This window comes from Brevundimonas sp. KH_025, from assembly GCF_057839885.1.
Window position 1 is genome coordinate 2,345,400 of sequence record NZ_CM174501.1, and the last position, 22,257, is coordinate 2,367,656.

Genomic DNA, 22,257 nt, shown 5'->3' on the forward strand with positions numbered 1-22,257 from the left:
GGCTTCAACCGGCCTTGGCGCCCGAGCGGGCGTCGCGGAACAGAACCCACCCCGGCAGGGCGAACAGCAGGAACAGGGCCAGGGTGCAGACGCCAAGATAGGCGATCGGCTGACGCACCAGCACGCCCAGGGCCACCGCCGTGACCCATCCGCCCAGCGACACCGCCAGCATCCAGCCCTTCTTCTTCAGCACCCAGGCCACATACCAGGCCGCCGCCTGCAGGGCGAAGACGATGGCGGCGTAATAGAGCCAGACGGCGAAATCCTGATCCCGCACCGCTCCCACGCCAAAAACAATGATCACAGCCGCATTGGCCATGCCCGTGGCGCTAAAGGCGGCGTTCGTGACCCGTGTCGCCAGCGGCCCCCGGTTGGACGGCCCGGCCTTGCGGTCCTTCAGGATGGCCCAAGTCAGCACCGCCAGAAAGGCCGTGGTGATCCCGACGACGAAAGCCAGATTGGCCAGGTCGGGCCAGCGGATCAGACCCAGCACCTGCCCGACGTGGAACAGGCACTGGAGGCCGTACAGCAGCCCCCCCGCCAGATAGCAGATCGCCAGGGTCATCGGCGGTCGTCCGCCGCCTTCCACGATCGAGCGCATGAAGGCGAGGTCGGCTTCGGGCGTGCGGGACTTGTCGGTCATCGGGTGATTCCTGGCGCGACGCGGCTGCCTCCCCGGATGGACGCAGCCGCCAAGGTTGGCAAGCTATTCGGCGGCGGCTTTGGCGGCGACGGGGACGCTGACGCGCGCCCTGCGCCACGGCACGCGACGCCCGTTCAGCCAGCGCCCCATGAAGCCGTGGCGCACCATCAACTCATAGCTGGCCAGCGACACGGCGCTGGCCCCGACCACGACGATCGCCAGCTTGACCGGCCAGGCCAGCGCCCAGTCCTGCACCGCCACCTGGGCCGCCATCACCAGCGGCAGATGGACGATGTAGATCCAGTAGGAGGCGTCGGCGAGATAGCGCCGCACCGCGCTGTGCCCCGACCAGAACCTCAGCGCCAGCCCGACGACGGCGAACATCGAGGCATAGGTGGCCACGGCGAAGGCCGCCGCCGTCATGGCCTTGGCCGCCGGATCGACCATCGGCGTCAGGTTCGGCACAGGCCCGCCCGACAGCATCAGCGCCGTCGTCCCCGCGCCCAGCGCCAGCCCCAGATAGGCGGGGGTCCAGGCCTCGATGCGCGCCAGCAGGTCGCGACGGCGATCCAGCAGGACGCCCATGCCGAAGGCCAGACCAAAGCCCACCAGAGCCGAAGTCTCGGGAACCAGCCCGGCGTCCGGCGTCGGAATGCCGAAGAAGGCGATCCAGTTCGGCTCCAGCCACAGGGCCAGGGCCAGCGGCGCGCCCAGGACGAACGGCCCCCATGGCCCGATCAACCCGCCGGCCAGCCGGTCCAGCCCGCGCCCCAGAGCGCCGCTCCGGTCCAGCCGGGCAGCGACGGCCTGCACGATCAGCAGGGCCGCGTAGAACCACAAAAGCACCCACAGGAACCACAGATGGGTCAGCGGGATATTGGTCCAGTCATAGGTCGGCGGCGGCGGCGCGTCGGCCGCCGTCAGGCCGTGCAGCGAGGCGTTCCACACCAGCACCGCCACGATCCCCGCCAGCGCCGGTCCCCAGAAGGCCGCCAGCGGCCCGGCGATGCGGATCAGCCGGTTCTTGATGAAGCCCAGCGCGCCGCGCCGCTTCAGCATCAGGTGGGCGAACAGGCCGGCGATCAGGAAGAACCCAGCCATGCGGAACAGGTGGATGACGAAGAAGAGCCCGCTGGCCCAGACCGACGTCTGGTCGTCGGCGACGATCCAGATCTGCGTGGGAAAAAAGGACAGGGTCGCGTGCAGCACCACCCCCAGCAGCAGGGCCGCGCCCCGCAGGCCGTCGAGGCCGTGCAGGCGTTCGGATTGGTCGAATGCGGATGCCGTCATGGCGTCCTCCTGTTTCGGATAACGCCATATCTCACAGACTAGTCTGAATTACAAACTTGTCTGCTTGAAATTCAGGCGCGCCCCTCGCGGCCACGAAAAAGGGGCGAGCCACGCGGCCCGCCCCTTCCTCATGTCAGCCTGTCCTTAGGATCAGACGGTCGGCACGCTGGTCGTCGGCACGGCGACCGGCTCCGACTTGGGCGTCTCGACGTCCGTGCCGTCCGACACCGGCGTCAGCGGCACCGAGACCGACGGTCCGGGCACGGGCGAGTTGGCGTCGTCGCGGCTCGGGGTGATGCCCCGCTCCAGCAGGTCGTTGATCTCCTGACCCGACAGGGTTTCGTACTCCAGCAGGGCCTGGGCCAGTTTCTCCAGATCCGCCGCCTTGTCGGTCAGGATCTGGCGCGCCTCGTCCCAGCCCGACGTGACCAGCTTCTTGACCTCGCTGTCGATCAGGCGAGCGGTTTCTTCCGAGATGTTCTGGCTGCGCGCGACCGAGTGGCCCAGGAAGACCTCCTGCTCGTTCTCGCCATAGGCCACGGTGCCCAGCACCTCCGAGAAGCCCCACTGCGTCACCATGCGGCGGGCCAGCTTGGTCGCCTGCTGGATGTCGGAGCTGGCGCCCGAGGTGATGTTCTCCTTGCCGAAGATCAGCTCCTCGGCCACGCGGCCGCCGGCCATGATGGCGATGCGGTCGACCATCTGCTGGTACTTCATGGAATAGCGGTCGCCTTCCGGCAGCTGCATCACCATGCCCAGGGCCTGGCCGCGCGGGACGATGGTCGCCTTGTGCACCGGGTCGGCCATCTTGACGTTGATGGCGACGATGGCGTGGCCGCCCTCGTGATAGGCGGTCAGGCGCTTCTCTTCCTCGTTCATGGCCATCGACTTGCGCTCGGCGCCCATCATGACCTTGTCCTTGGCGTCCTCGAAGTCGCGGTGCGTCACCATGCGCCGGTCCTTGCGGGCGGCCATCAGGGCGGCTTCGTTGACCAGGTTGGCCAGGTCGGCGCCCGAGAAGCCCGGCGTGCCGCGCGCGATCGTCTTCACATTGACGTCGGCGGCCAGCGGCACGTCCTTCATGTGCACACGCAGGATACGCTCGCGGCCCGAAACGTCGGGGTTGGGCACCACGACCTGACGGTCGAAGCGGCCGGGACGCAGCAGGGCCGGGTCCAGAACGTCGGGACGGTTGGTGGCGGCGATCAGGATGATGCCTTCGTTGGACTCGAACCCGTCCATCTCGACCAGCAGTTGGTTCAGCGTCTGCTCGCGCTCGTCGTTGCCGCCGCCCAGGCCGGCGCCGCGGTGGCGACCGACGGCGTCGATCTCATCGATGAAGATGATGCAGGGCGCATTCTTTTTCGCCTGCTCGAACATGTCGCGGACGCGGCTGGCGCCGACGCCGACGAACATCTCGACGAAGTCCGAACCCGAGATCGAGAAGAAGGGCACGCCCGCCTCGCCCGCCACCGCGCGCGCCAGCAGGGTCTTGCCGGTGCCGGGAGGGCCGACCAACAGGGCGCCCTTGGGGATCTTGCCGCCCAGACGCTGGAACTTGGCCGGGTCCTTCAGGAAGTCGACGACCTCCTGCAGTTCTTCCTTGGCCTCGTCCACGCCCGCGACGTCGTCAAAGGTCTTGCGGCCCTTGTGCTCGGTCAGCAGCTTGGCCTTGGACTTGCCGAAGCCCATGGCGCCTTTGGCCCCGCCCTGCATCCGGTTCATGATGAAGAACCAGAAGGCGATGATCAGCGCCACCGGCAGCAGCAGGCCCAACAGGCCCGACCACCAGGGCTGGCGCGTGCTCTTGGCGTCCACATCGACGCCGGTCTTGCGGATCTGCTCGACCAGGTCGGTGTTCGGCACCGGGGTGACGGCGGTGAACTTGCTGTCGTTCTTGTAGACGCCGTTGATCGTTTCGCCGCGCACGACGACCGACTTGATCTCCTGGCGCTCCACGGCGGTCATCAGCTGCGAATAGGTGATGGGCGTCGGACGACCCGCCGCCGCAGCCTTGGCGCCCGGCATGGCCGCGCCGCCGTTCTGGCCGATGGCGGCGTAGAGCGCCACCAGACCCAGCAGGATCACGCCCCAGATGGCGAAGTTACGCAGATTCATTCGGTCCTCGGTTTCTCGGCGCGCACCATCAGGCTCCGCCGATCAGCAGTCTTTCTACGAAAATAGGTCAGTCGGCGCGGTTTCGCCATGCATGGGGTGAAAGAGGTCGGCCTCCTGCGTCGTTTCGCCCAGAGCCAGAGCCAGACGCCCCGCGCCCAACGCCCGCACGCACGCCCCTCTCCATGCCAGAATCGGGCCGCCGCCATCGTCCCGGACCAGCACGGGCAAGCCGCCCCGCGCAGCCGCCGGAAGGCCCGCAACCGCCCGCCGGTCGGCCTCCGCCAGCCGCGCCAGCCGCCCCACCGCCGCCTCGACGCGCCAGCCCGGCTCGCGCGCCGTGATCTCGAACCGCCCATCCCACACCGCCGCTGCGCCCTGCGCCAGCGCCACGGACCCGGGCGGCCGCCGCTTCATCTCCCCCGGCTCGCGCATCAGCCGCACGCTCGCGCCCTCCACCTCGACCCGCGCCCCCGCCAGGCCCGCGGTGAAATCCTCACCCGCCGCCAGCCGCGCCATCAGCCCCGCCAGCCGCTCGCCGCGCGGCGGAACCGATCCGCCGCCCGCGCACAGCAGGGCCGCCGCCAGCGCCGATGACGATGCGTCGCGCGGAACCTCCAGCACCCCGGCCCAGGCCAAAGGCGACGCCTCTCCCTCCCCTTCATGGGGAGGGTGGTCGAAGCGAAGCGAAGACCGGGTAGGGAGGGCCACGCAATCCTGCGCTCCCGCCAAGTCGCCCCCCAACGCCGCCCGCGCCCGGCTGCGCCCGAAGCGCTCATCCGCGTTGGCCGGATCCTCGATCCAGCCCTGCCCCCGCGCCCGCAGATAATCCCGCAACTCCTCGCGCCGCTCGTCCAGCAGGGGCCGCAGCAGCATCAGCCCCCGCCCCTCGGGCCAGACCGGCGACGGCGACCACTCGCGCACCCGCCCCAGGGTCGAACCCCGCGCCCGCATCCAGTCGGCCTCGGCGACATCGTCGGCGGTGTGGGCCAGCAGCACGACCCGCGCCCCGGCCGCCCGCGCCGCCTCGGCGATCAGGCCGTGCCGCGCCGCCCGCGCCCGCGCCGTCAGCCCCGCCTTTTTTTGTTCATGGCCCGCCGCAGCGTCATCCCAGCTCAGGGCGCGCCAGTCGGCCCCGACCGCGCGCGCGGCCTCGCCCGCGAACCGGGTCCAGTCCGCGCTTTGGGGATTGAGGTTGTGATCGACCGTCAGGGCCAGCAGCCGCCGTCCCCGCGTCCTCGTCCACTCAGCTGCCAAGTGCAGCAGGGCCAGGGAGTCGCCCCCGCCCGACAGGGCCAGAACGACGGGCTCGTCCCTGTCCGCATCCCCGTTCTTGGCAAGCCGCGCGTCCAGCCGGGCCAGGACCCGGCCGGTCAGGGCCTCGGCGTCGGCGCCGTTCAGGTGCAGGCGGCCCGCGTGCGCAGTTGCGTGGCGCGGGTCTTCTGCGCCGCTGTCGCCGTCTCGGCGTAGCGGCGGGTGAACTCGTTCAGGGCGCCGCAGGCCTGGGTGTTGCGGTCGGTGGCGCGCAGGGCCTCGGCCAGCTTCAGCGTCGTCTCGGGCGCCCAGGCCAGACGCGGCCAGCCGTTCAGCGCCGCGGCGTAGGCGGCCACCGCCGCCGCGTTGTCGCGCGCCGCCACGTGCAGATCGCCCAGCCGCGAGTTGGCCTCGCGCGACTGCGGCGTGTTCGGCCAGGTCACGACCACGGTCTCCAGCGCCCGCTCGCCGCGCACGGCGTCGGTCGCCAGCAGCCGCACCGCCGCCGCCAGGTCCTGCCCCGCGTCGCCGGTCGGCGAATTGGCGACGATCGGCCCGTTCAGCTCGGCCTCTTCCTCGGCGGCCTTTTCCATCTTCTCGATCCGCCCCTCAGCGTCGCGCAGGCGGCGGCTCAGGGCGGCGTTGTCGCGCGTCGCCTCATCCAGCTGGAAGGTCAGGCGTTCGCCGTCGGCGTTCACCCGCTGGAAGGTCTGCTCCAGGTCCGACAGGCGGCGATCCATGATCTCGAGCTGGCCCTGCATGGCCACGACCTCGGGGTCCGGCTCGACCAGGACGGGCTGGCCGGCGGCGTTCCTCTGGGTCAGGGCGCGCTCCAGACGGCGGACGTTGCGGTCCAGCTGGTCCAGGCGGCGCTTGTCCCACTGGACCGGCTCCATCGGCACGGTCTGGGCGACGACCGCGCCCCCGATCAGGGTCAGGCCGATGGCCGTCATGGCGGCGGATTTGGTCAGTCGGAATGGCAGCTTCAGCATGTCTATGTCGTCCCACCGATTTGCGGCGGCCGCAAGGCCGAGGTCAGCGGCCCCATCAATGGCCGAAGCCGAGATAGATGATGGCGATGATGAACAGGGTCGCCGCGATCTCGCAGAAGATCAGCAGGGCCACGGTCCGCCACAGGGTCGAGAAGATCTTGAGGCTATAGGCGCCCTTCAACTGGGCGAACATGTGCACCGGCACGATCAATGTCGCCACCACGCCCGCGATGGGGCCGGCCCCCTTGATCGTCGTCGCCAGCACCACCACCACCATCAGCAGCAGGGACATGAAGGTCAGCGAATAGAGGACGAAGACCCCGTGGTCGTAGAGGGTGAAGCCCCGCTTCCACAGGAACATCAGGGCCACGAAGGGGATCGACAGGGGCACCAGCAGGAAGGCGAACTTGTAGATGGTCTGCTGCAGCTTGTAGAGCGCCAGATCCGGGTTCTTCAGCTTCTTGGCCACGGTCTTGGTCAGGTCGTCGGCCTGGCGGTTCTTATCGACCGATCCCGCCGCGTCCGCCACCTGGGCCTGCCAGCTGCCGGGCGCCAGACCGTCCTTGCGGCCCTCGACGGCGTCATGCTGCAGGCGTTCCAGCTTGGCCTTCTCGCTGATCACCCCGGCTTCAGCCGCGGCCAGAACCCCGGCGGCCGCGCCCGCGCGCGCGCCGCTGTTGAACGCCGGCGGCGCGTCGTCGGCGGGCTCCATCGCCGCCTGGGCCGCCTCCATCTCCTTGCGCGCCTCGGCCACGACTCGCTCGGCTTCCGCAATGGCCTCGCGCTGGGCGGCGATCTGCTGCGGCATGGACTGCATTGTCACCGCCCGATGCGGCATGAAGCTCAGGGCGAAGAACATGACGAACAGGGTGAACAGGAACATGGCCAGGGGCGAGACGTAGCGCGTCCGCTTGCCCTGCACCCATTCCCGCGTCAGTCGTCCTGGGTTCAGCACCAGCAGCGGCAGGGTGCGCCACAGCCGCCCGTCGAAATGCATGACGCCATGCAGTATCTCCTCGCCCAGATGCAGCAGGGTGCGGTGGACATGGGCCGGCTGGCCGCAGTTCGAGCAGAACCGCCCCGTGACCTCGGCCCCGCAGTCGGCGCAGACCGTGTGAGGCTCGCCCGCCTGCCCCGTCGGCTTTTCGATCGCGCCGGCGATGATCCCGCCGGTGACGGCTCCGCCTGCTGCTTCCAGATCAATCATGCTGTTTCCCCCCGGATTCGGCGCGGACTTTGGTCCGACCCGCCTGCAAAGAAAAGAGGCGCCGGCTGCAAAGCCGACGCCTCCCGTCATTCAGCCGCTGCTGCGTGAGCTTAGCGCGGGGCGCCCGACACGATGGCGGTGTGGGCGTTGCGGTTCTGGGCCCAGGCCTGCTCGGTCGAGCCCTCGGCGATCGGGCGTTCCTTGCCGAAGCTGATGGTGTCGATGCGGCCGGCCGGCACGCCGCGCTGGATCAGATAGGTGCGGACGGCCTCGGCGCGGCGGGCGCCCAGGGCCAGGTTGTATTCGCGCGTGCCGCGTTCGTCGGCGTTGCCTTCGATGCGGACCGTGACCTGCGGATAGCGGGCCAGCCAGGCGGCCTGGGCGTCCAGACGCGGCTGGGCTTCCGGGCGCACCGAATAGCTATCCAGGTCGAAGTAGACGCGGTCGCCGACGTTGACGACGAAGTCCTGTTCCGAACCCGGCATGGCGGCGCCGACATTGCCGCCTTCGACGGGGCCGGTCGGGGCGGTCGGATACTGCGGGCCGGTCGGTTGGGCCGGCTGCGTCGGCACGGCCGGCTCGACCTTGGGCTTGGGCGCGCAGGCGGCCAGGGCGGCGACGGCGGCGCTGACGGCGGCCAGCTTGATCAGGGTCGAAGAATTCATCGGGTCGTCTCCTTGGTTCGGTCTGAGGACGGCGGCCTCAAGCTTGGCTTTGTGCGGGTCAGCTAGACTGCGACGCGGCGCCGCGCCAGCCGCGATAACGCACAGTTTATGGGAATGGCTCCGCTCGTGATCTCACGAAGCCGTAAGCATCAGGCGGGGCAGCTGTCGGGTCCCTGGCCCACGCCCAGATTGGCCGGCGGCGCGTCCAGCAGGCCCGACCAGGCCGGGTCGGACCCGCGCTCCTGATAGCCCGCCTGCGACACCACCCGGCCCGACAGGTCCACCGTCCACAAACGCGTGTCGCCGCCGGGGCTCTGGCGCGCGAAGGCGATGTAGCGGCCGTTCGGGGCCCAGGACGGACCTTCCTCGAAATAGCTGGACGACAGGATGCGCTCGCCCGTGCCGTCCGACTTCATGACGCCGATGTGGAAGCGCCCGCCCTGCTGCTTGGTGAAGGCGATCAGGTCGCCGCGCGGGCTCCAGGCCGGAGCGGTATAGCTGCCGCCGCCGCGCGAGATCGGGCGCTGGCCCGAGCCGTCCGCCCGCATGGTATAGAGCCGCGCCGAACCCGAGCGGTCCGAGGTGAAGACAATCTGGTTGCCGTCCGGGCTGAACGACGGCGAGGTGTCGATGCCGGGGTCGCTGGTCAGCCGCGACAGCTGGCGCGTCCGCAGGTTCATCACATAGACGTCGGTGTTGCCGCCCCGAATGATCGAGAAGGCCATCTTGGTCCCGTCGTTCGAGAAGCGCGGCGCCAACACCTGGCCGTCGAACTCGCCCAGGCTTTCGCGACGGCCGGTCGACAGATTGTAGAGGTAGATGCGGCTGTAGTCCCGGCCCAGCGCCACATAGGTCACTTCGTCGGGGTTCGAGAAGGAGAAGCGCGGCGACATGATCACCTCGTCGCCCTGGGTCAGGAAGACGGGGTTGTAGCCGTCCTGATCGACGATGGTCAGGCGCGACAGCTTGTTCAGCTGGGTGCCGCTCTCCGACACGAACAGGACCCGCGAATCGAAGAAGCCCGCCTCGCCCGTCAGGCGCTGATAGACCACGTCCGAAATCTTGTGCGCGATGCGGCGCCACTGCTCGCCGGTGGCGGTGAACTGATAGCTGACCAACTGGCACTGGCGGTAGGGGTCATACAGGCGGAAGCCCACGTCCACCCGCCCGTCGGCGCGCGGCGTCACCCCGCCGTACAGCACCGCCTGCGCCCCGATCGCGGTCCACTGCGGGAAGTTGGGCGCATTGGCCAGGGTCAGGCCCGTCTCGATGAAGCTGCGCGGATCCAGCGGGTCAAAGAAGCCCGACCGCTTCAGGTTGCCGCTGACCACGCTCGAGATCTGCGGCCCGTTCGGGCCGGTGAAGGGGGCCACGGCGATCTGCAGCGGACGCAGCACGCCCTGGTCGATCTCGACCTCGACCGGAGCGGTCTGCTGCGGCGCGGCCGCCGGTTGAGTCTGGGCCGACGCGGGCTGGACCATCGCCGGGGCCGCCATGACGACCGCCGCGGCCGAGGCGAGGAGAAGGTGCAGACGCATAGGGGGCTCCCAGAGTTGGACGGCTCGTCGGTCCTTATCGCCAGACCGTATGACAAAAACCAGCTTGTGAAAGACAAGCTTGCCCCGGAATGGGGCGACTTTCAGACTTTGGACGTCGCCTCTTCCTGGATCCTCCCCCGTTCACGGGGGAGGGGGACCGCGAAGCGGTGGAGGGGGCGGCCGCAGCCACAACGCTCAAAACCCTTTCGCGCCATCCGACGCCCGACCGCGAGACGACGGCGCGCAACCTCGCCCCCTCCACCATGCTCCGCATGGTCCCCCTCCCCCGCTCCGCAGGGGAGGATCGCAAGGCGCTGAAACCTACCGATTGACGCAGGCTCGCTCGGTGTTGAAAGTCGGACGATACGCCCCGCCGGGGAAGCCCGTCGGCACGTCGAACGGCGCCGTCTGGCGCAGGGCTCGCATCGCTTCATCAGCGGCCGCGCGATAGACCGCGCTGGACTGCGGATTGACCAGCGTCGGCCCCCGGGTGATCCGCCCATCCGCAGACAGGGTCACATCCATCTGAATCCGCAGCTCATCTCCGCCCGGCATGTTGCAGGAGATGAAAACGTTCCAGTGATCATAGACTTGGTTGAAAATCGCGGCGACCTGCGGCCCCGTCGCCTGGCTGGCCTGCCCCGCCCCCTGCTGCCCCGTGGCCGGACGGCCCCGGTTCGGCGTCTGGCGCGGCGGTCCGGCCAGGGCGTCCAGGTCCAGACCGGGCGCGGGCCGGGCTGGCGCCGGGCGAGCCGGTGCGGGCGGCGTCGGACGCGCCGGCGTCGGCGGGGTCGGGCGCGCTTTTTCGGGCGGCGCCGGTCGCGGCGGCGTGGGACGCGGGGTCGGCGCAGGCGTCGGGCGCGGCGCGGGGGCCTTCTCCGGCGGCTTCGGCGTGGGGCGCGGCGGCACGGGCGTCGGACGCGGCGCGGGCGGCGTGGGTTTCGGTTCCGGCGGAACCGGCTCGGGCGGCGTCTCGACCGGGGCGGTGACGCCGTCCTCCGGCGAGGGCTCGGGCTGCGGATTGTCGGCGGGCGCGGCGGCGATCACCGTCTCCGAGACGATCGACACCGGCACCGAGTTCACCAGCGGCTTGGGCTCGTCCTCCGTGGACGACCACGACGCCAGGGCGAGCGCCACCACCCCCGCGTGCAGGGCGATGGATCCCAGGATGGCCGGTGAGGGGCGACGCAAGCGATCAGCCCTCCGCCGCCCCGTCAGCGGCCGTTTCGGCGGCCGTGTCGGTGATCAGGTTCAGCTTGGAGAAGCCCGCAGCCGACAGTCGCGCCATCACGCGGGCCACGGCCTGATAGGGGGCGCGGCCGTCGGCGCGGATGAAGACCGGCTTGTCGCGCGCCTTGTCGCCGCCCTCTTCAGCCACGCGCAGCGCTAGCTGTTCCCAGCGGACTTCGCTCTCGCCGATGAAGATGGCGCCGTTCTGGTCGATCGACACCGTGATCGGCTTGTCGGTCGTCTCGACGGCGCTGGCCTCGGTCTTGGGCAGCTCCACCGGCACGCCGACGGTCAGCAGCGGCGCCGAGATCATGAAGATGATCAGCAGCACCAGCATGACGTCCACCAGCGGCGTGACGTTGATTTCGCTTAAGGGACGCTTGCGCGCGCGGCGACGGCCGCGTCCGCCCGAGCCGCCTCCTCCTCCACCCATGGCCATGGGTCAGACGCCCCGACGCAGGTTCAGGTCGGCCGAGGGAACCGGCGGGGGCGGCGGAGCCGAGGGCGCGCCCAGACGTCGGGCGATGGCCGACTGCAGGTCGTCGGCGAAGGCTTCCAGACGGCCCGTGAACTTGCCCGCCGACACCGAGAAGGCGTTGAAGGCGATATAGGCCGGGATGGCCGCCGCCAGACCGATGGCCGTGGCGAACAGGGCCTCGGCGATGGCCGGCGCCACGGTCGTCAGATTGGTGTTGCCCGCCGCCGCGATGCGGTCAAAGGCGTTCATGATGCCCCAGACCGTGCCGAACAGGCCGATGAAGGGCGAGGCCGTGGCCACCACCGACAGCACGCCCAGGCCGTGCTCGATCTTCTGGCTCTCGCGGGCGATGACCGAATCCAGCGCCCGGTCGATGCGGGCGATCAGCATGTTCCCTTGGGTGTCCGTCATGGCCCCGCGCGCCCGCGCCTCGCGCCAGTCCTGCAGCGTCAGCACCAGCATGCGCGGCAGCGGATCGGCGGGCTGGGCCCCGGCTTGCGCGGCGACGTCTTCCAGCGAGCGGCCGCTCTCGACCTGTTTCTCGAACTCGGCCGCGCGGGCGTTCATCCGGGCGAAGCGCACGGCCTTGTCGATGATGATGGTCCACGACCAGACCGACGCCGCGGCCAGGCCGATCATCACCGTCTTCACCACCCAGTCGGCGGTCATGAACAGCTCGATGGGGTTCAGCAGCGAGGCGTCGGCGGGCAGGGTCATGCGGCGTCCTTGGGTCGGTCCGGGTCGTCCGCCCTTATCGAGCGGGCGGACATGGCGGTTTCATGGCGGCGGGTCTAGCGGTCGTCGGCCCCGGCGTCACGGGGGGCGCGTCTGACAAGCGCGTTATTGTCCTGCTTTCCTCCCCACTTGTGGGGAGGGGGACCGCGTAGCGGTGGAGGGGGCGGCACAGAGGGCTGGCGTCGAGCCGCCCCCTCCGTCTCGCCGGCTACGCCGCCGATCCACCTCCCCATCGCTACGCGACAGGGAGGAAAGCCCTAGGCGCTCTCCCCCGACAACCACGGCGTCACCAGCTCGATCAGCCGTTTCGTCGGCCGCCTCGGCCGCCCGTCCATATGGATGCAGACCGCCACGACATCGGCCCGGCACAGCACCTCGCCGTCGCGCTCGACCGTCTGGCGGATGATCAGGCGCGGCCCCTTGATGGCCTCATAACGCGTCCGCACCACCAGGGCGTCGTCGATCCGCGCCGGCTTGGCGTAGGCGATGTTCAGCGTCGCCACCACGAAGGCCAGCGGCTCGTCCTGCTCCAGCAGTTCGACGTGGCCCACCCCCGCCAGCCGCAGGAAGTCCGACCGCCCCCGCTCGAAATAGCGGACATAGTTGGCGTGATAGACCAGGCCGGTGAAGTCGGTGTCCTCGTAATAGACCCGCACCGGCAGCAGGTGATCCTGCCCGTCGAAACGGCCGGCGGTGGGAAGGTCGGTCATCGGTCAGCCCTGGACGGAAGCAGAAGTCGCCGAGGCCTTAGCCGTCGGCGGGGCCGGATTGAAACCGGGACAGAACCGAGCCTTCATTTCCGCGAACTCGGCGCCCAGGGGATCGTCCCCCAGCAGGATGCGGTTGGGCCGCGAGACAAAGGCCACCGCCCGCCGCTCGCCCATGATCCCGGCATAACCGCAGACCGCCCGGCGCTTGCCGGCCTCCAGATAGCGCACCTCGGCGTCCGGCCCCATCTGCGCCTTCACCTGCGTCAACGCCCGCTCGGCCGACGTCGGCTGCTTCGGGCCGAAGCGCGCGCCCTGACTCAGGGCGACCAGGCTCAGCGCGCCGAGCAGCAGCACGGCTGCGCCCAGCACGGCGATCTTCTGGTCCATCCCGATCCCGCCTCGCGCCATCGCCGTCTCCTTCAGGCCGCAGCATGGCGAGGTTTGGCGGGCGGGTGAAGCCCTCTGCTCAATCCTCCCCTGTGCAGCGCAGCGAAACGGGGGAGGGGGACCGCGCAGCGGTGGAGGGGGGCAAGCCCCAAGCGCACCGCCTGCCCTCGCCCCCTCCACCATGCTGGGCATGATCCCCCTCCCCCGCTGCGCAGGGGAGGATCAAAGCTACTTCCCGAACAAATCCGCCGGCGGCGCGGCCTGAACCTTCGGCGCCTCCAGCCCCAAATGCTCATAGGCCCGCGCACAGGCCACCCGCCCGCGCGGCGTGCGCATGATGAAGCCCTGTTGCAGCAGATAGGGCTCGATCACGTCCTCGACCGCGTCGCGCGCCTCGGCGATCGCGGCGGCCAGCGTGTCCATGCCCACCGGTCCGCCGCCATAGTTCTCGATCAGGGCCTTGAGGAAGCGTCGGTCCAGACTGTCCAGCCCCGCCTCGTCCACCTCCAGCCGCGCCAGCGCCCGCGCCGCCGCCAGCCGGTCGATGGGGGTTCCCTCGGCGTCGGCGAAGTCGCGCACCCGGCGCAGCAGACGCCCGGCGATACGCGGCGTGCCCCGCGCCCGACGCGCGATCTCCATCGCCCCGTCCTCGGTGATGGCCGCGCCCATCTTGCGCGCCGCGCCGCGGATCACCGCCGTCAGTTCCTCGGGGCTATAGAATTCCAGCCGCAACGGAATGCCGAACCGGTCCCGCAGCGGCGTGGCCAGCAAGCCCGCCCGCGTCGTCGCCCCGACCAGGGTGAAGGGCGCCAGGTCGATGCGCACGCTGCGCGCCGACGGCCCCTCGCCGATGATCAGGTCCAGCACATGATCCTCCATCGCCGGATAGAGGATCTCCTCCACCAGCGGGGACATGCGGTGGATCTCGTCGATGAACAGGACGTCGCGCGGCTCCAGATTGGTCAGGATCGCCGCCAGATCGCCCGCCTTGGCCAGGATCGGGCCAGACGTCGCCCGAAAGCCCACGCCCAGTTCGCGCGCCACGATCTGCGCCAGCGTCGTCTTGCCCAGCCCCGGCGGCCCGAACAGCAGGACGTGATCCAGCGCCTCCGATCGCCCCCTCGCCGCGTCGATGAAGACCTTCAGATTGCCCTTGGCCGCCGACTGGCCGACGAACTCGCCCAGCGTCTGCGGCCGCAGCGCGCGGTCGTGCTGCTCGCCGGGGGCGGCGTCGCCGGTCACCAGACGGTCAGTCATGCTTCACCGCTCATCCCCGCGGAGGCGGGGACCCAGGTTTGAGCGACACGACGCACGGTTCCGATCATGCCGCCCTCATAGCGGGCGGCGGCTCCGAAAGCCAAAGCACGGGGTCCCCGCCTCCGCGGGGATGAGCGGATGTGAGAAATCACCGTCCCAGCTCCTGCAGCGCCGCACGGATCACCGCCGGCAGCTCCGCCTCGTCACCCAGCCGGATCAGCGCCTGATCCACGGCCCGGCGCGCATTGATCTCGGCTATGCCCAGGCCCAACAGGGCCGCGACCGCCTCGCCCGTCACGCTGGGCGGCGGCGGGGCGGCGACCTCGGCGTGGACGCCCGGCGCGCTGGGCGCAAAGTGCGCATCCCCCAGCGCCTTGCCCTTCAGTTCGGTGACGATGCGCAGAGCCAGCTTCGGCCCCACCCCGTTGGCGCGGCCGACCGCCGCCTTGTCCTCGCGCGCCACGGCCGACGCCAGTTCGCCCGGCGGCAGCACGTCCAGCACGCTCAGCGCCGCCTTCGGCCCCACGCCCTGAATGGCCAGCAGCACGGTGAAGGCCCGCCGCTCGTCTCGCGTCAGAAAGCCATAGAGGCGCGGCCCCGCGTCCTCGCTCCACTGGCTGTGAATATAGAGGGTCGTCTCGTCGCCCGGCGCCGGCAGACGCCCCAGCGTCCGCGCCCCGCAGGCGGCGACATAGCCCACCCCGCCGCAGTCGATCAGGCACTCCGCCTCCCCGACCTCGGCCAGCACGCCCCTCAGACGACCGATCATGCCGCGCCCCTCAGGCTCGCGCCCAGACTCAAACTCCGCCGATGGTGCGCATGGGTGATGGCCACGGCCAGCGCATCCGCCGCATCCGCCTTCACGTCACCCGCCGAGGGCAGCAGACGTTTGATCATGAAGGCCACCTGGCTCTTGTCCGCCTGGCCCGCCCCGACCACCGCCTTCTTGACCAGGCTGGGGGCGTATTCCGCCACGCTCAACCCCGCTCTTGCAGGGGCCAGCATGACCGCCGCCCGCGCATGACCCAGCTTCAGGGTCGAGGCCCCGTTCATGTTGACGAAGACCTCCTCGATCGCCGCCTCGTCACAGGCATAGGCCGCGCAGATCTCGCCCACCTGCTCCAGCAGATGCAGCAGCCGCTCGGGGAAAGGCGCCTTCTCCGGCGGAGCCACCACCCCGTGCGCGATCCAGCGCAGGCGGCTGCCCTCGCTTTCGATCACGCCCCAGCCGGTGCGGCGCAAACCGGGGTCCAGCCCCAGGATTCGAGTCGATACGTTCGTCATTCGTTCCAGTCATGCCCCAAACCAGGTTGACGAACAATGACCGGCCTCGATCTTCGGCCTCTCCTCCCCACTCGTGGGGGGGGGACCACGGAGTGGTGGAGGGGCCGCCCCGCTGAACGCCCCTCCGTCTCGCCGGCTTCGCCGCCGATCCACCTCCCCATTTCATGGGGAGGAAGACGCTCAGTCGTCGCGTCAGTCGTCGCGTCAGTCGTCTCTGGGCATGACCGAAAACCCGGCCAGCCCCGTCTGCTCGCCCAGCCGCGCCGACAGGCCGGCGACGTTCAGCGGCATCGGCCCGCGCGCCTTGATATGGTGTTCGTGGATCAGGCCGTCGTGGCTGACCACATGGCCGATGCGCACGGCCTTCAGCCCGCTGTCGCCCAGCAGGCCGCGCAGGGTCGCCTCACCCGGAACCGCCTCGCGGTTCCAGCGCAGGGTGAGGTCCATCACCCCGACGTGCGGCAGGCGGGCGTCGAGGAACCTCAGGATGGCCAGCACCAGCAGGGTCGCGCCTCCGGCGATCAGGGCCAGGTCCCACATCCCCACGCCGAACATCATTCCCACCGCCGAGGTGGTCCACAGCGACGCCGCCGTGGTCAGACCATGCACTGAAAAGCCCTCGCGGAAGATCACCCCCGCGCACAGGAAGCCGATGCCGGTCAGGATGCCGTGCGACATCCTTGTCGGGTCGATCACCAGCCTCTGATCCGGCAGGGCGACAAAGGACCAGGTCGCCTGATGCATGGCCGCCAGCATCAGCACGCATGAGGTCATGCAGACCAGGATATGGGTGCGGAACCCGGCCGGATGCCCGTGATAGGTCCGCTCGATCCCGATCAGACCGCCCGCCGTCATCGCCGCCGCCACCGGCGCGATCAAGGCCCACTCCAATGTCCAGGCCATCGCCATGTCCGCCCCTCAAGCTGCGCAGGACCGCTCACCGTGGACCGCGCCGCGAGCGGCGGCAAGAGGTCGTGATGCTCAGTCGTCGCGGGGATCGAGGACGTAGTCCGTCACCTCCGGCAGGGCGCACAGCCGCGCCGCCAGCGCCTTCAACTCGACCTCGCCGCCGACCTTGATCCGCCAGCTGCGGCGAATCACCGCCCCGCCGTCGATCAGTTCAAACCGGTCGTGGCGCGGCGCGGGGTCGACCGCCTTCAGCGCCGCCTCGACCTCCGCCTCGGGCGAGGGGCCGTCGCGGCGCCAGCGCACCTCGACATCCGTCAACGTCCGCGCCGGCAGCCGCACGCTGACCAGCCGCAGGGCCAGCAGGATCAGGGCCGTCATGACCGTGGCCACGGCGCCCAGGACGAACAGCCCCGCCCCGAACAGCAGGCCGATGGCCGCCGTGATCCACAACGACGCCGCCGTCGTCAGCCCGTGGATCGAAAAGCCGGTGCGGAAGATCACCCCCGCGCACAGGAAGCCGATGCCGGTCAGCACCCCGTGGGCCATCCGCGTCGGGTCGGTGACGACGGTCTCGCCCGGCAGGCCGCGGAACCCCCAGTCGGCCTGGGACATGGCCGCCAGCATCAACAGAGCCGAGGTCAGGCTGACCAGGATATGGGTGCGAAAACCGGCCGCCTGCCCGCGCCACTCGCGCTCGACCCCGATCACCCCGCCCGCGACGACGGCGCCGAGGATCGGCAAGGCGAAGGTTTCGATCTCGGACAGGTTCATCCCACGGCAACGGTCGGCCGCCCTGCCCCGTTCCATACGAACGGGGCGGCTCCGCTTGCCCGCGCGCTGCATGAGGCGCATCCTAGCCTATCTGCGATAGCCGAAAGGAAGCCGCCATGCGCGCCGCCCTCTTCGTTGCGTCCCTCGCCTGCTTGCCCTGCCTCATGACGACGCCCGCCGCCGCCCAGGAAACGCGCGAGCAGTTCATGGAGCGCTGCACCCTGACCCTGGCCCGGACCGCCAATATGGCGAGCTACGCCGAGGGCGCCTGCGCCGAGCAATGGCCCAAGATCACCCGCGCCAATCAGATGGTCGATGCGCTTTTGTCGCTGTTCGCGGCGGGAACCCCGTCGGCGCTGGATCCCGCCGACGTGCGGGCGCGGGCGTCGACGGTGCGCTGGCGCTCGGCCTCGGAGGGCCGCCTGGCGGATTTGAACGTCGAGACGACGCGCACGCCCACGACCCGGATCATTTTCAACTGGTCGGCGACCGGCGAGCCCGTGCCTTTTGATCCGGTCGAGGCGCTGCGGGTGCGCGGCGCGGCCGTCGATCCGATCGGCTGCTACGCCCTGGGCGTGGGCGAAACGAACAGCGTCTGGCGCGTCGAGGCGCCCGGCCATGTTCCCTTCGCCCTGACCGTCTATCGCCGTGATGCGCCGACGGCCTCGGCCATGTCCCACATCACGGTCAGCGCCGACGCCGAACGCAACATCCCCGCGCTCGACGACCTCAGGGCCGCCGAGCCGGGTCAGGATTGGATGGAGGCTTGCCCCGCCTAGGGATCAGCCTGCGTACTTGGCTGCGTCTTCGTCCGAGATGTCTTCGTTGGAATAGACCGACGACACGTCGTCTTCGGCGTCCAGCGCGTCCAGCAGCTTGAACAGGGTGCCGACGGCGTCGCCGGTGACCGGCACTTCCGACTGCGGCTTCCACACGATGGCGGTCGACTTGGGGTCGCCCAGCACCTTGGACATGGCCTCGGCCACGTCGTTCAGATCCTCGAAGGCGGTCCAGATGGTGTGGCCCGGCGCGTCCTCATAGATGTCCGGCTTGACCAGGTCGCTCTCGACGTCCTGGGCGCCGGCCTCGATGGCGGCTTCCATGACGGCGTCCTCGGTGCCAGCCTCGGCCTTGTAGATGATCTGGCCGACCTTATCCCACATGAAGGCGACCGAGTTCATCTCGCTCAGCGCGCCGCCGTTCTTCTTGAACGCGGCGCCGATGTTGGAGGCGGCCCGGTTGCGGTTGTCGGTCAGGGCCTCGACGATGATGCCGACGCCGCCGGGGCCGCGGCCCTCGTAGCGGACTTCTTCCATCGTATCGACGTCGCCGCCGGCGGCCTTGTTGATGGCGCGCTGGATCACGTCCTTGGGCAGGCTTTCGGCCTTGGCGTTGTTGACCGCCAGACGCAGGCGCGGGTTCAGCGCCGGGTCGGGCATGCCGTTCTTGGCGGCCACGGTGATGTCGCGCGACAGTTTGGAGAACAGCTTGGAGCGCTGCGCATCGGCGCGCCCCTTGCGGTGCATGATGTTCTTGAATTTCGAGTGGCCGGCCATGAATCTCGCTGCCAGATTTCTGAAACGTGAGGCGCGCCCTTTACTGGATGTGCGATCCTCTGTCACGACAGGGAACCGCCCGACTGCGCCGGGGATTTAGCGCAGGCCTGTAATTAGGAGACGCAGATGGCCGCCGACGACACCTATCTGGACGACGCCTATGACGAGGGCCTCGACCACGCCCACGCGGGCGAGATCGTCGAATGGTACGCCAGACGCCCTGTCACCGTCTCCACCGCCGCCGCCACCGGCTCCCTGGTCGCCGCCTTCGCCCTGGGCGCCCTGACCGCCGTCGGAACCCTGTTCCTGCTGCGCCAGTACGACGAGCGCTAGGGCCGCCTACGACAATCCTCCCCCGTTCACGGGGGAGCGGGACCGCCACAGGCGGTGGAGGGGGCGGAAACATCCACGCCCTCTGAAACCGCTCACCTCGACCAGCGCCCGACCTTCTAACCGCCGCGCCCGCCCTCGCCCCCTCCACCATCCTTCGGATGGTCCCCCTCCCCCGCTTCGCAGGGGAGGATCGGGTTAGGCCAGCAAGGCCTCGACCTCTTCCCGCGTGCCCAGCGACGGCTGCGCGCCCGGCCGGGTCGCGGCCAGCGCCCCCGCCGCACAGGCGAAGTGCAGGGCCGCGTCCGGCGTCATCCCGTCCAGCAGGGCCACGACGATGGCCCCGACAAAGGCGTCGCCCGCCCCCGTCGCGTCGACGGCGTGAACGCGCGGCGGCACGGCCCAGGCCATCTCCACCCCGCGCTGATACATGGCCGCGCCGCGCGCCCCCTTGGTGATCACCACCCGACCGCCGCCGACGTGCAGGGCCTCGCCATAGAAAGCCGCCTCCGTCTCGTTGACCACGATCAGGTCGGCGCGGCGCAGCAGGGCCTCCGACACGGGCGCAGCGGGCGCCAGGTTGACGCAGACAAAGTCCGTCGCCCGCCCCACCGCCGCCTCGACCGTTTCGATCGGCAGCTCCAGCTGGGCGATCAGCGGCGTCTCGATCCGCGACGGCAGCTGTTCCGGCGTGACCAGATGATTGGCCCCGGCCGCCACCACGATCTGGTTCTCGCCCGAGGGATCGACGGCGATCAGGGCCACGCCGGTCGGCGCCGCGACATCCGTCTCGACCCCCGACAGGTCCACCCCGTGCGCCAGCATCAGGGCCACGGCCGCCCCCGCCATCTCGTCCTCGCCGACCCGACCGATCAGGCTGACCTCGGCCCCCAGCCGCCGCGCCGCCAGGGCCTGATTGGCGCCCTTGCCGCCCGGATGACGCGCCAGGGTCGCCCCCGTCACCGTCTCGCCCGGCGCCGGCAGGTGCGGCGCGGAGGCTGTCATGTCCAGATTGATCGACCCGACGACGGTGATCCTCATGCCCCTGCTCCCAGTCGCTCAGTGATCAGGGCGAAGACCCCGTCCGCATCCGCCTTTGTCGCCCAGAAATGGTTCGCCGTCGCCGCCTCGACGCGGAACTCCACCGCCGTGTGCCCGCGCGTCAGCTCGCTTGCAGTCTCCACCTCGATCCGGCAGGGCGCCAGCTCGAACAGCTCCGGCTTCAGCAGCCAGGCCACGGTGCAGGGATCATGCAGCGGCCCCGCGTCCCAGCCGACGATCGCCCGCTCGGTCCGCTGCGAGAAGCGCAGCATGGCCGCCGCCGCCCGCGCCGAGGCCGTGTCCACCGCCTCTATGGCCGCGATCCTACCTTCCGTCGCCCGCACCTGATGGGTGGCGTCCAGCCCCATGACGATCATCCGGCAGCCCGACGCAAACACCTCGGCCGCCGCGTCCGGGTCGGCCCAGATGTTGAACTCGGCGCTGGCGGTGATGTTGCCGCCCTCGCTGCGCGCCCCGCCCATGACGACCACCGGCCCCAGATGCGCCGCCAGCCTCGGCTCGGCCCGCATGGCCAGGGCCAGATTGGTCATCGGCCCCATGACGGCCAGGGCCACGCTGCCCGCAGGGCGTTCCATCACCAGCCGCACGATGGCCTCCGCCGACGTGCCCTCGCCCGCCGGCGCCGCCGGCTCGAACGGTTCCAGATCGCCCAGCCCCTCGGCCCCGTGGAACTCCCCCGCCCCCGCCGGTTCGCGCCTCAGGGGTCGTTCCGCCCCGACGAAGACCGGCACGTCCTCGCGCCCGGCGATCTGGCGCAGGATGCGGGCGTTGCGCGCCGTCTTCTCGGCGCTGACATTGCCCCCGACCGTGGTCACGGCCAGCAGGTCGAACGCGGAGGAGGCGAAGGCGGTCAGCAACCCCGTGGCGTCGTCCACGCCGGGGTCGCAATCAATGATGAGGGACTGTTTCACTGGATCGGTGTGCCGCGTGACGACGCGAGAGGCAACCGCGGCGTCATCCCATAAGCCTGCCCTGAACGCGCTCATCCCGGCGAAGGCCGGGATCCAGATGCAAAACTCTCGGCTGGCCGCAGAAGGCTCAATCGCGCCCGATCAGCAGACTACGCGCCATATGATCTGGATCCCGGCCTTCGCCGGGATGAGCGAAATGAGGCGACCTTAGAGACACCTCGCCACGCACACCTTCGCCAGCACCTCCGCCGAATCCGTCAATGGAACCGCCACGTCCGCCGCCTCCAGCAGCAACGGCACCTCGGTGCAGCCGCCGATGAGCCCTTGCGCCCCCGCCGACACCAGGGCCGCCGCCAGATCGCGCATGGCCGCGCGCTGCTCCGGCCCGACGTCGCCGCCCTTGACCCCGAACACCACCGCCATGAACCGCGCCCGGTCGGCGTCGGACAGCCGCACCATCTCGACGCCCTCGGCGGCCAGAGCGTCCGCATAAAGCGCCTCGCCCCCCGGCGTGGCCAGCACCCCGATGCGCCGCGCGCCTTTATCCTTTTGGGCGGCCTTCGCCGCCCGCGCGGTCTCAACCACCATGTCGATGAACGGCAGCCCCGCCGCGCGGATCGCCCCGGCGTGGGCGTGGGCGGTGTTGCACGGCATGGCCAGCACTTCGGCCCCCGCCTCCCTCAGCCGCACGGCCATCTCGCCCAGCGTCCGCCCCGCCGCCTCGGGCTGGCTATGCCGGTTCGGCACCTGCGGGTTCATATCCATGACGACCCGCACGTGGCCCTCGTCCCCCGTCGCCGGAGTCAGGGCCTGCACCCGCGCCAGAAAAGCCACCGTCGCCGCCGGCCCCATGCCGCCCAGAACACCCAAAGTCTTCACGTCGCCCGCCTGTGACTATCTCGAAAATTCATCTTTCACCTCGGCTCCGTCGGG

24 protein-coding genes are annotated in these 22,257 nt (G+C 70.1%); 2 read left to right on the plus strand and 22 right to left on the minus strand.

Features of this window, described 5'->3' with window-relative positions:
* Positions 1–4: 4 nt before the first annotated feature.
* The 18 genes from AC3IS2_RS11660 to AC3IS2_RS11745 form a co-directional block, all read right to left on the minus strand.
* Positions 5–643, minus strand: a complete 639-nt coding sequence (locus AC3IS2_RS11660) for a hypothetical protein (RefSeq protein WP_489197948.1) — start codon at positions 641–643, stop codon at positions 5–7.
* Between the two features lie 63 nt (positions 644–706).
* Positions 707–1,933, minus strand: a complete 1,227-nt coding sequence (locus tag AC3IS2_RS11665; RefSeq protein ID WP_489197949.1) for an acyltransferase family protein — start codon at positions 1,931–1,933, stop codon at positions 707–709.
* A 150-nt stretch (positions 1,934–2,083) separates the two neighbouring features.
* A complete protein-coding gene (ftsH, locus tag AC3IS2_RS11670; protein WP_489197950.1) occupies positions 2,084–4,051 on the minus strand; it encodes an ATP-dependent zinc metalloprotease FtsH in 1,968 nt (655 codons plus the stop codon).
* 54 nt (positions 4,052–4,105) lie between these two features.
* Complete coding sequence (gene tilS / locus AC3IS2_RS11675; protein WP_489200147.1) at positions 4,106–5,455, minus strand: tRNA lysidine(34) synthetase TilS; 1,350 nt, start codon at positions 5,453–5,455, stop codon at positions 4,106–4,108.
* A complete protein-coding gene (locus AC3IS2_RS11680) occupies positions 5,446–6,294 on the minus strand; it encodes a tol-pal system YbgF family protein (protein WP_489197951.1) in 849 nt (282 codons plus the stop codon). The genes tilS and AC3IS2_RS11680 overlap by 10 nt, the downstream gene beginning before the upstream one ends.
* A gap of 55 nt (positions 6,295–6,349) precedes the next feature.
* The gene (locus tag AC3IS2_RS11685) at positions 6,350–7,501 is read right to left on the minus strand and encodes a DUF3667 domain-containing protein (RefSeq protein WP_489197952.1); all 1,152 of its coding nucleotides are present in this window, start codon (positions 7,499–7,501) and stop codon (positions 6,350–6,352) included.
* Positions 7,502–7,611: 110 nt separating this feature from the next.
* Positions 7,612–8,166, minus strand: coding sequence for a peptidoglycan-associated lipoprotein Pal (gene pal / locus AC3IS2_RS11690; RefSeq protein WP_489197953.1), 555 nt, complete (start codon positions 8,164–8,166; stop codon positions 7,612–7,614).
* A 149-nt stretch (positions 8,167–8,315) separates the two neighbouring features.
* Complete coding sequence (gene tolB / locus AC3IS2_RS11695; RefSeq protein ID WP_489197954.1) at positions 8,316–9,704, minus strand: Tol-Pal system beta propeller repeat protein TolB; 1,389 nt, start codon at positions 9,702–9,704, stop codon at positions 8,316–8,318.
* 321 nt (positions 9,705–10,025) lie between these two features.
* Positions 10,026–10,895 (minus strand): hypothetical protein, encoded by an 870-nt coding sequence (locus AC3IS2_RS11700; RefSeq protein WP_489197955.1) that lies wholly within the window; start codon positions 10,893–10,895, stop codon positions 10,026–10,028.
* 4 nt (positions 10,896–10,899) lie between these two features.
* A complete protein-coding gene (tolR, locus tag AC3IS2_RS11705) occupies positions 10,900–11,373 on the minus strand; it encodes a protein TolR (RefSeq protein ID WP_489197956.1) in 474 nt (157 codons plus the stop codon).
* A gap of 3 nt (positions 11,374–11,376) precedes the next feature.
* Positions 11,377–12,129, minus strand: coding sequence for a protein TolQ (gene tolQ / locus AC3IS2_RS11710; RefSeq protein ID WP_489197957.1), 753 nt, complete (start codon positions 12,127–12,129; stop codon positions 11,377–11,379).
* Positions 12,130–12,404: 275 nt separating this feature from the next.
* On the minus strand, positions 12,405–12,857 hold the full coding sequence (gene ybgC, locus AC3IS2_RS11715; protein ID WP_489197958.1) for a tol-pal system-associated acyl-CoA thioesterase: 453 nt from the start codon (positions 12,855–12,857) through the stop codon (positions 12,405–12,407).
* A gap of 3 nt (positions 12,858–12,860) precedes the next feature.
* A complete protein-coding gene (locus AC3IS2_RS11720; protein ID WP_489197959.1) occupies positions 12,861–13,265 on the minus strand; it encodes a hypothetical protein in 405 nt (134 codons plus the stop codon).
* Between the two features lie 207 nt (positions 13,266–13,472).
* Positions 13,473–14,501 carry a Holliday junction branch migration DNA helicase RuvB gene (gene ruvB / locus AC3IS2_RS11725; protein WP_489197960.1) on the minus strand — a complete coding sequence of 343 codons (1,029 nt, stop codon included), beginning with the start codon at positions 14,499–14,501 and terminating at the stop codon, positions 13,473–13,475.
* 148 nt (positions 14,502–14,649) lie between these two features.
* The gene (ruvA, locus tag AC3IS2_RS11730) at positions 14,650–15,270 is read right to left on the minus strand and encodes a Holliday junction branch migration protein RuvA (protein WP_489197961.1); all 621 of its coding nucleotides are present in this window, start codon (positions 15,268–15,270) and stop codon (positions 14,650–14,652) included.
* Complete coding sequence (gene ruvC, locus AC3IS2_RS11735; protein ID WP_489197962.1) at positions 15,267–15,785, minus strand: crossover junction endodeoxyribonuclease RuvC; 519 nt, start codon at positions 15,783–15,785, stop codon at positions 15,267–15,269. Before ruvC ends, ruvA begins: the two co-directional genes overlap by 4 nt.
* Positions 15,786–15,989: 204 nt before the next feature.
* The gene (locus tag AC3IS2_RS11740; RefSeq protein ID WP_489197963.1) at positions 15,990–16,688 is read right to left on the minus strand and encodes an MgtC/SapB family protein; all 699 of its coding nucleotides are present in this window, start codon (positions 16,686–16,688) and stop codon (positions 15,990–15,992) included.
* Positions 16,689–16,766: 78 nt separating this feature from the next.
* Entirely contained in the window at positions 16,767–17,501 is a 735-nt protein-coding gene (locus AC3IS2_RS11745; protein ID WP_489197964.1) for an MgtC/SapB family protein, read from the minus strand.
* A gap of 80 nt (positions 17,502–17,581) precedes the next feature.
* Between AC3IS2_RS11745 and AC3IS2_RS11750 the strand changes: the two genes are divergently transcribed.
* Positions 17,582–18,244, plus strand: a complete 663-nt coding sequence (locus tag AC3IS2_RS11750; RefSeq protein ID WP_489197965.1) for a hypothetical protein — start codon at positions 17,582–17,584, stop codon at positions 18,242–18,244.
* Between the two features lie 3 nt (positions 18,245–18,247).
* On the opposite strand, the gene AC3IS2_RS11755 is transcribed toward AC3IS2_RS11750, so the two are convergent.
* Positions 18,248–19,021, minus strand: a complete 774-nt coding sequence (locus AC3IS2_RS11755) for a YebC/PmpR family DNA-binding transcriptional regulator (RefSeq protein ID WP_489197966.1) — start codon at positions 19,019–19,021, stop codon at positions 18,248–18,250.
* A 126-nt stretch (positions 19,022–19,147) separates the two neighbouring features.
* Between AC3IS2_RS11755 and AC3IS2_RS11760 the strand changes: the two genes are divergently transcribed.
* The gene (locus AC3IS2_RS11760) at positions 19,148–19,354 is read left to right on the plus strand and encodes a hypothetical protein (RefSeq protein WP_489197967.1); all 207 of its coding nucleotides are present in this window, start codon (positions 19,148–19,150) and stop codon (positions 19,352–19,354) included.
* Between the two features lie 195 nt (positions 19,355–19,549).
* Here AC3IS2_RS11760 and AC3IS2_RS11765 read toward each other — a convergent pair whose 3' ends face one another.
* The 3 genes from AC3IS2_RS11765 to cuyB all read right to left on the minus strand — a co-directional run bounded on the left by AC3IS2_RS11765 (position 19,550) and on the right by cuyB (position 22,203).
* Complete coding sequence (locus AC3IS2_RS11765) at positions 19,550–20,392, minus strand: ribokinase (protein WP_489197968.1); 843 nt, start codon at positions 20,390–20,392, stop codon at positions 19,550–19,552.
* Complete coding sequence (locus AC3IS2_RS11770; protein WP_489197969.1) at positions 20,389–21,324, minus strand: nucleoside hydrolase; 936 nt, start codon at positions 21,322–21,324, stop codon at positions 20,389–20,391. Before AC3IS2_RS11770 ends, AC3IS2_RS11765 begins: the two co-directional genes overlap by 4 nt.
* A 207-nt stretch (positions 21,325–21,531) precedes the next feature.
* Positions 21,532–22,203, minus strand: a complete 672-nt coding sequence (gene cuyB, locus AC3IS2_RS11775; RefSeq protein ID WP_489197970.1) for a cysteate racemase — start codon at positions 22,201–22,203, stop codon at positions 21,532–21,534.
* Positions 22,204–22,257: the final 54 nt, after the last annotated feature.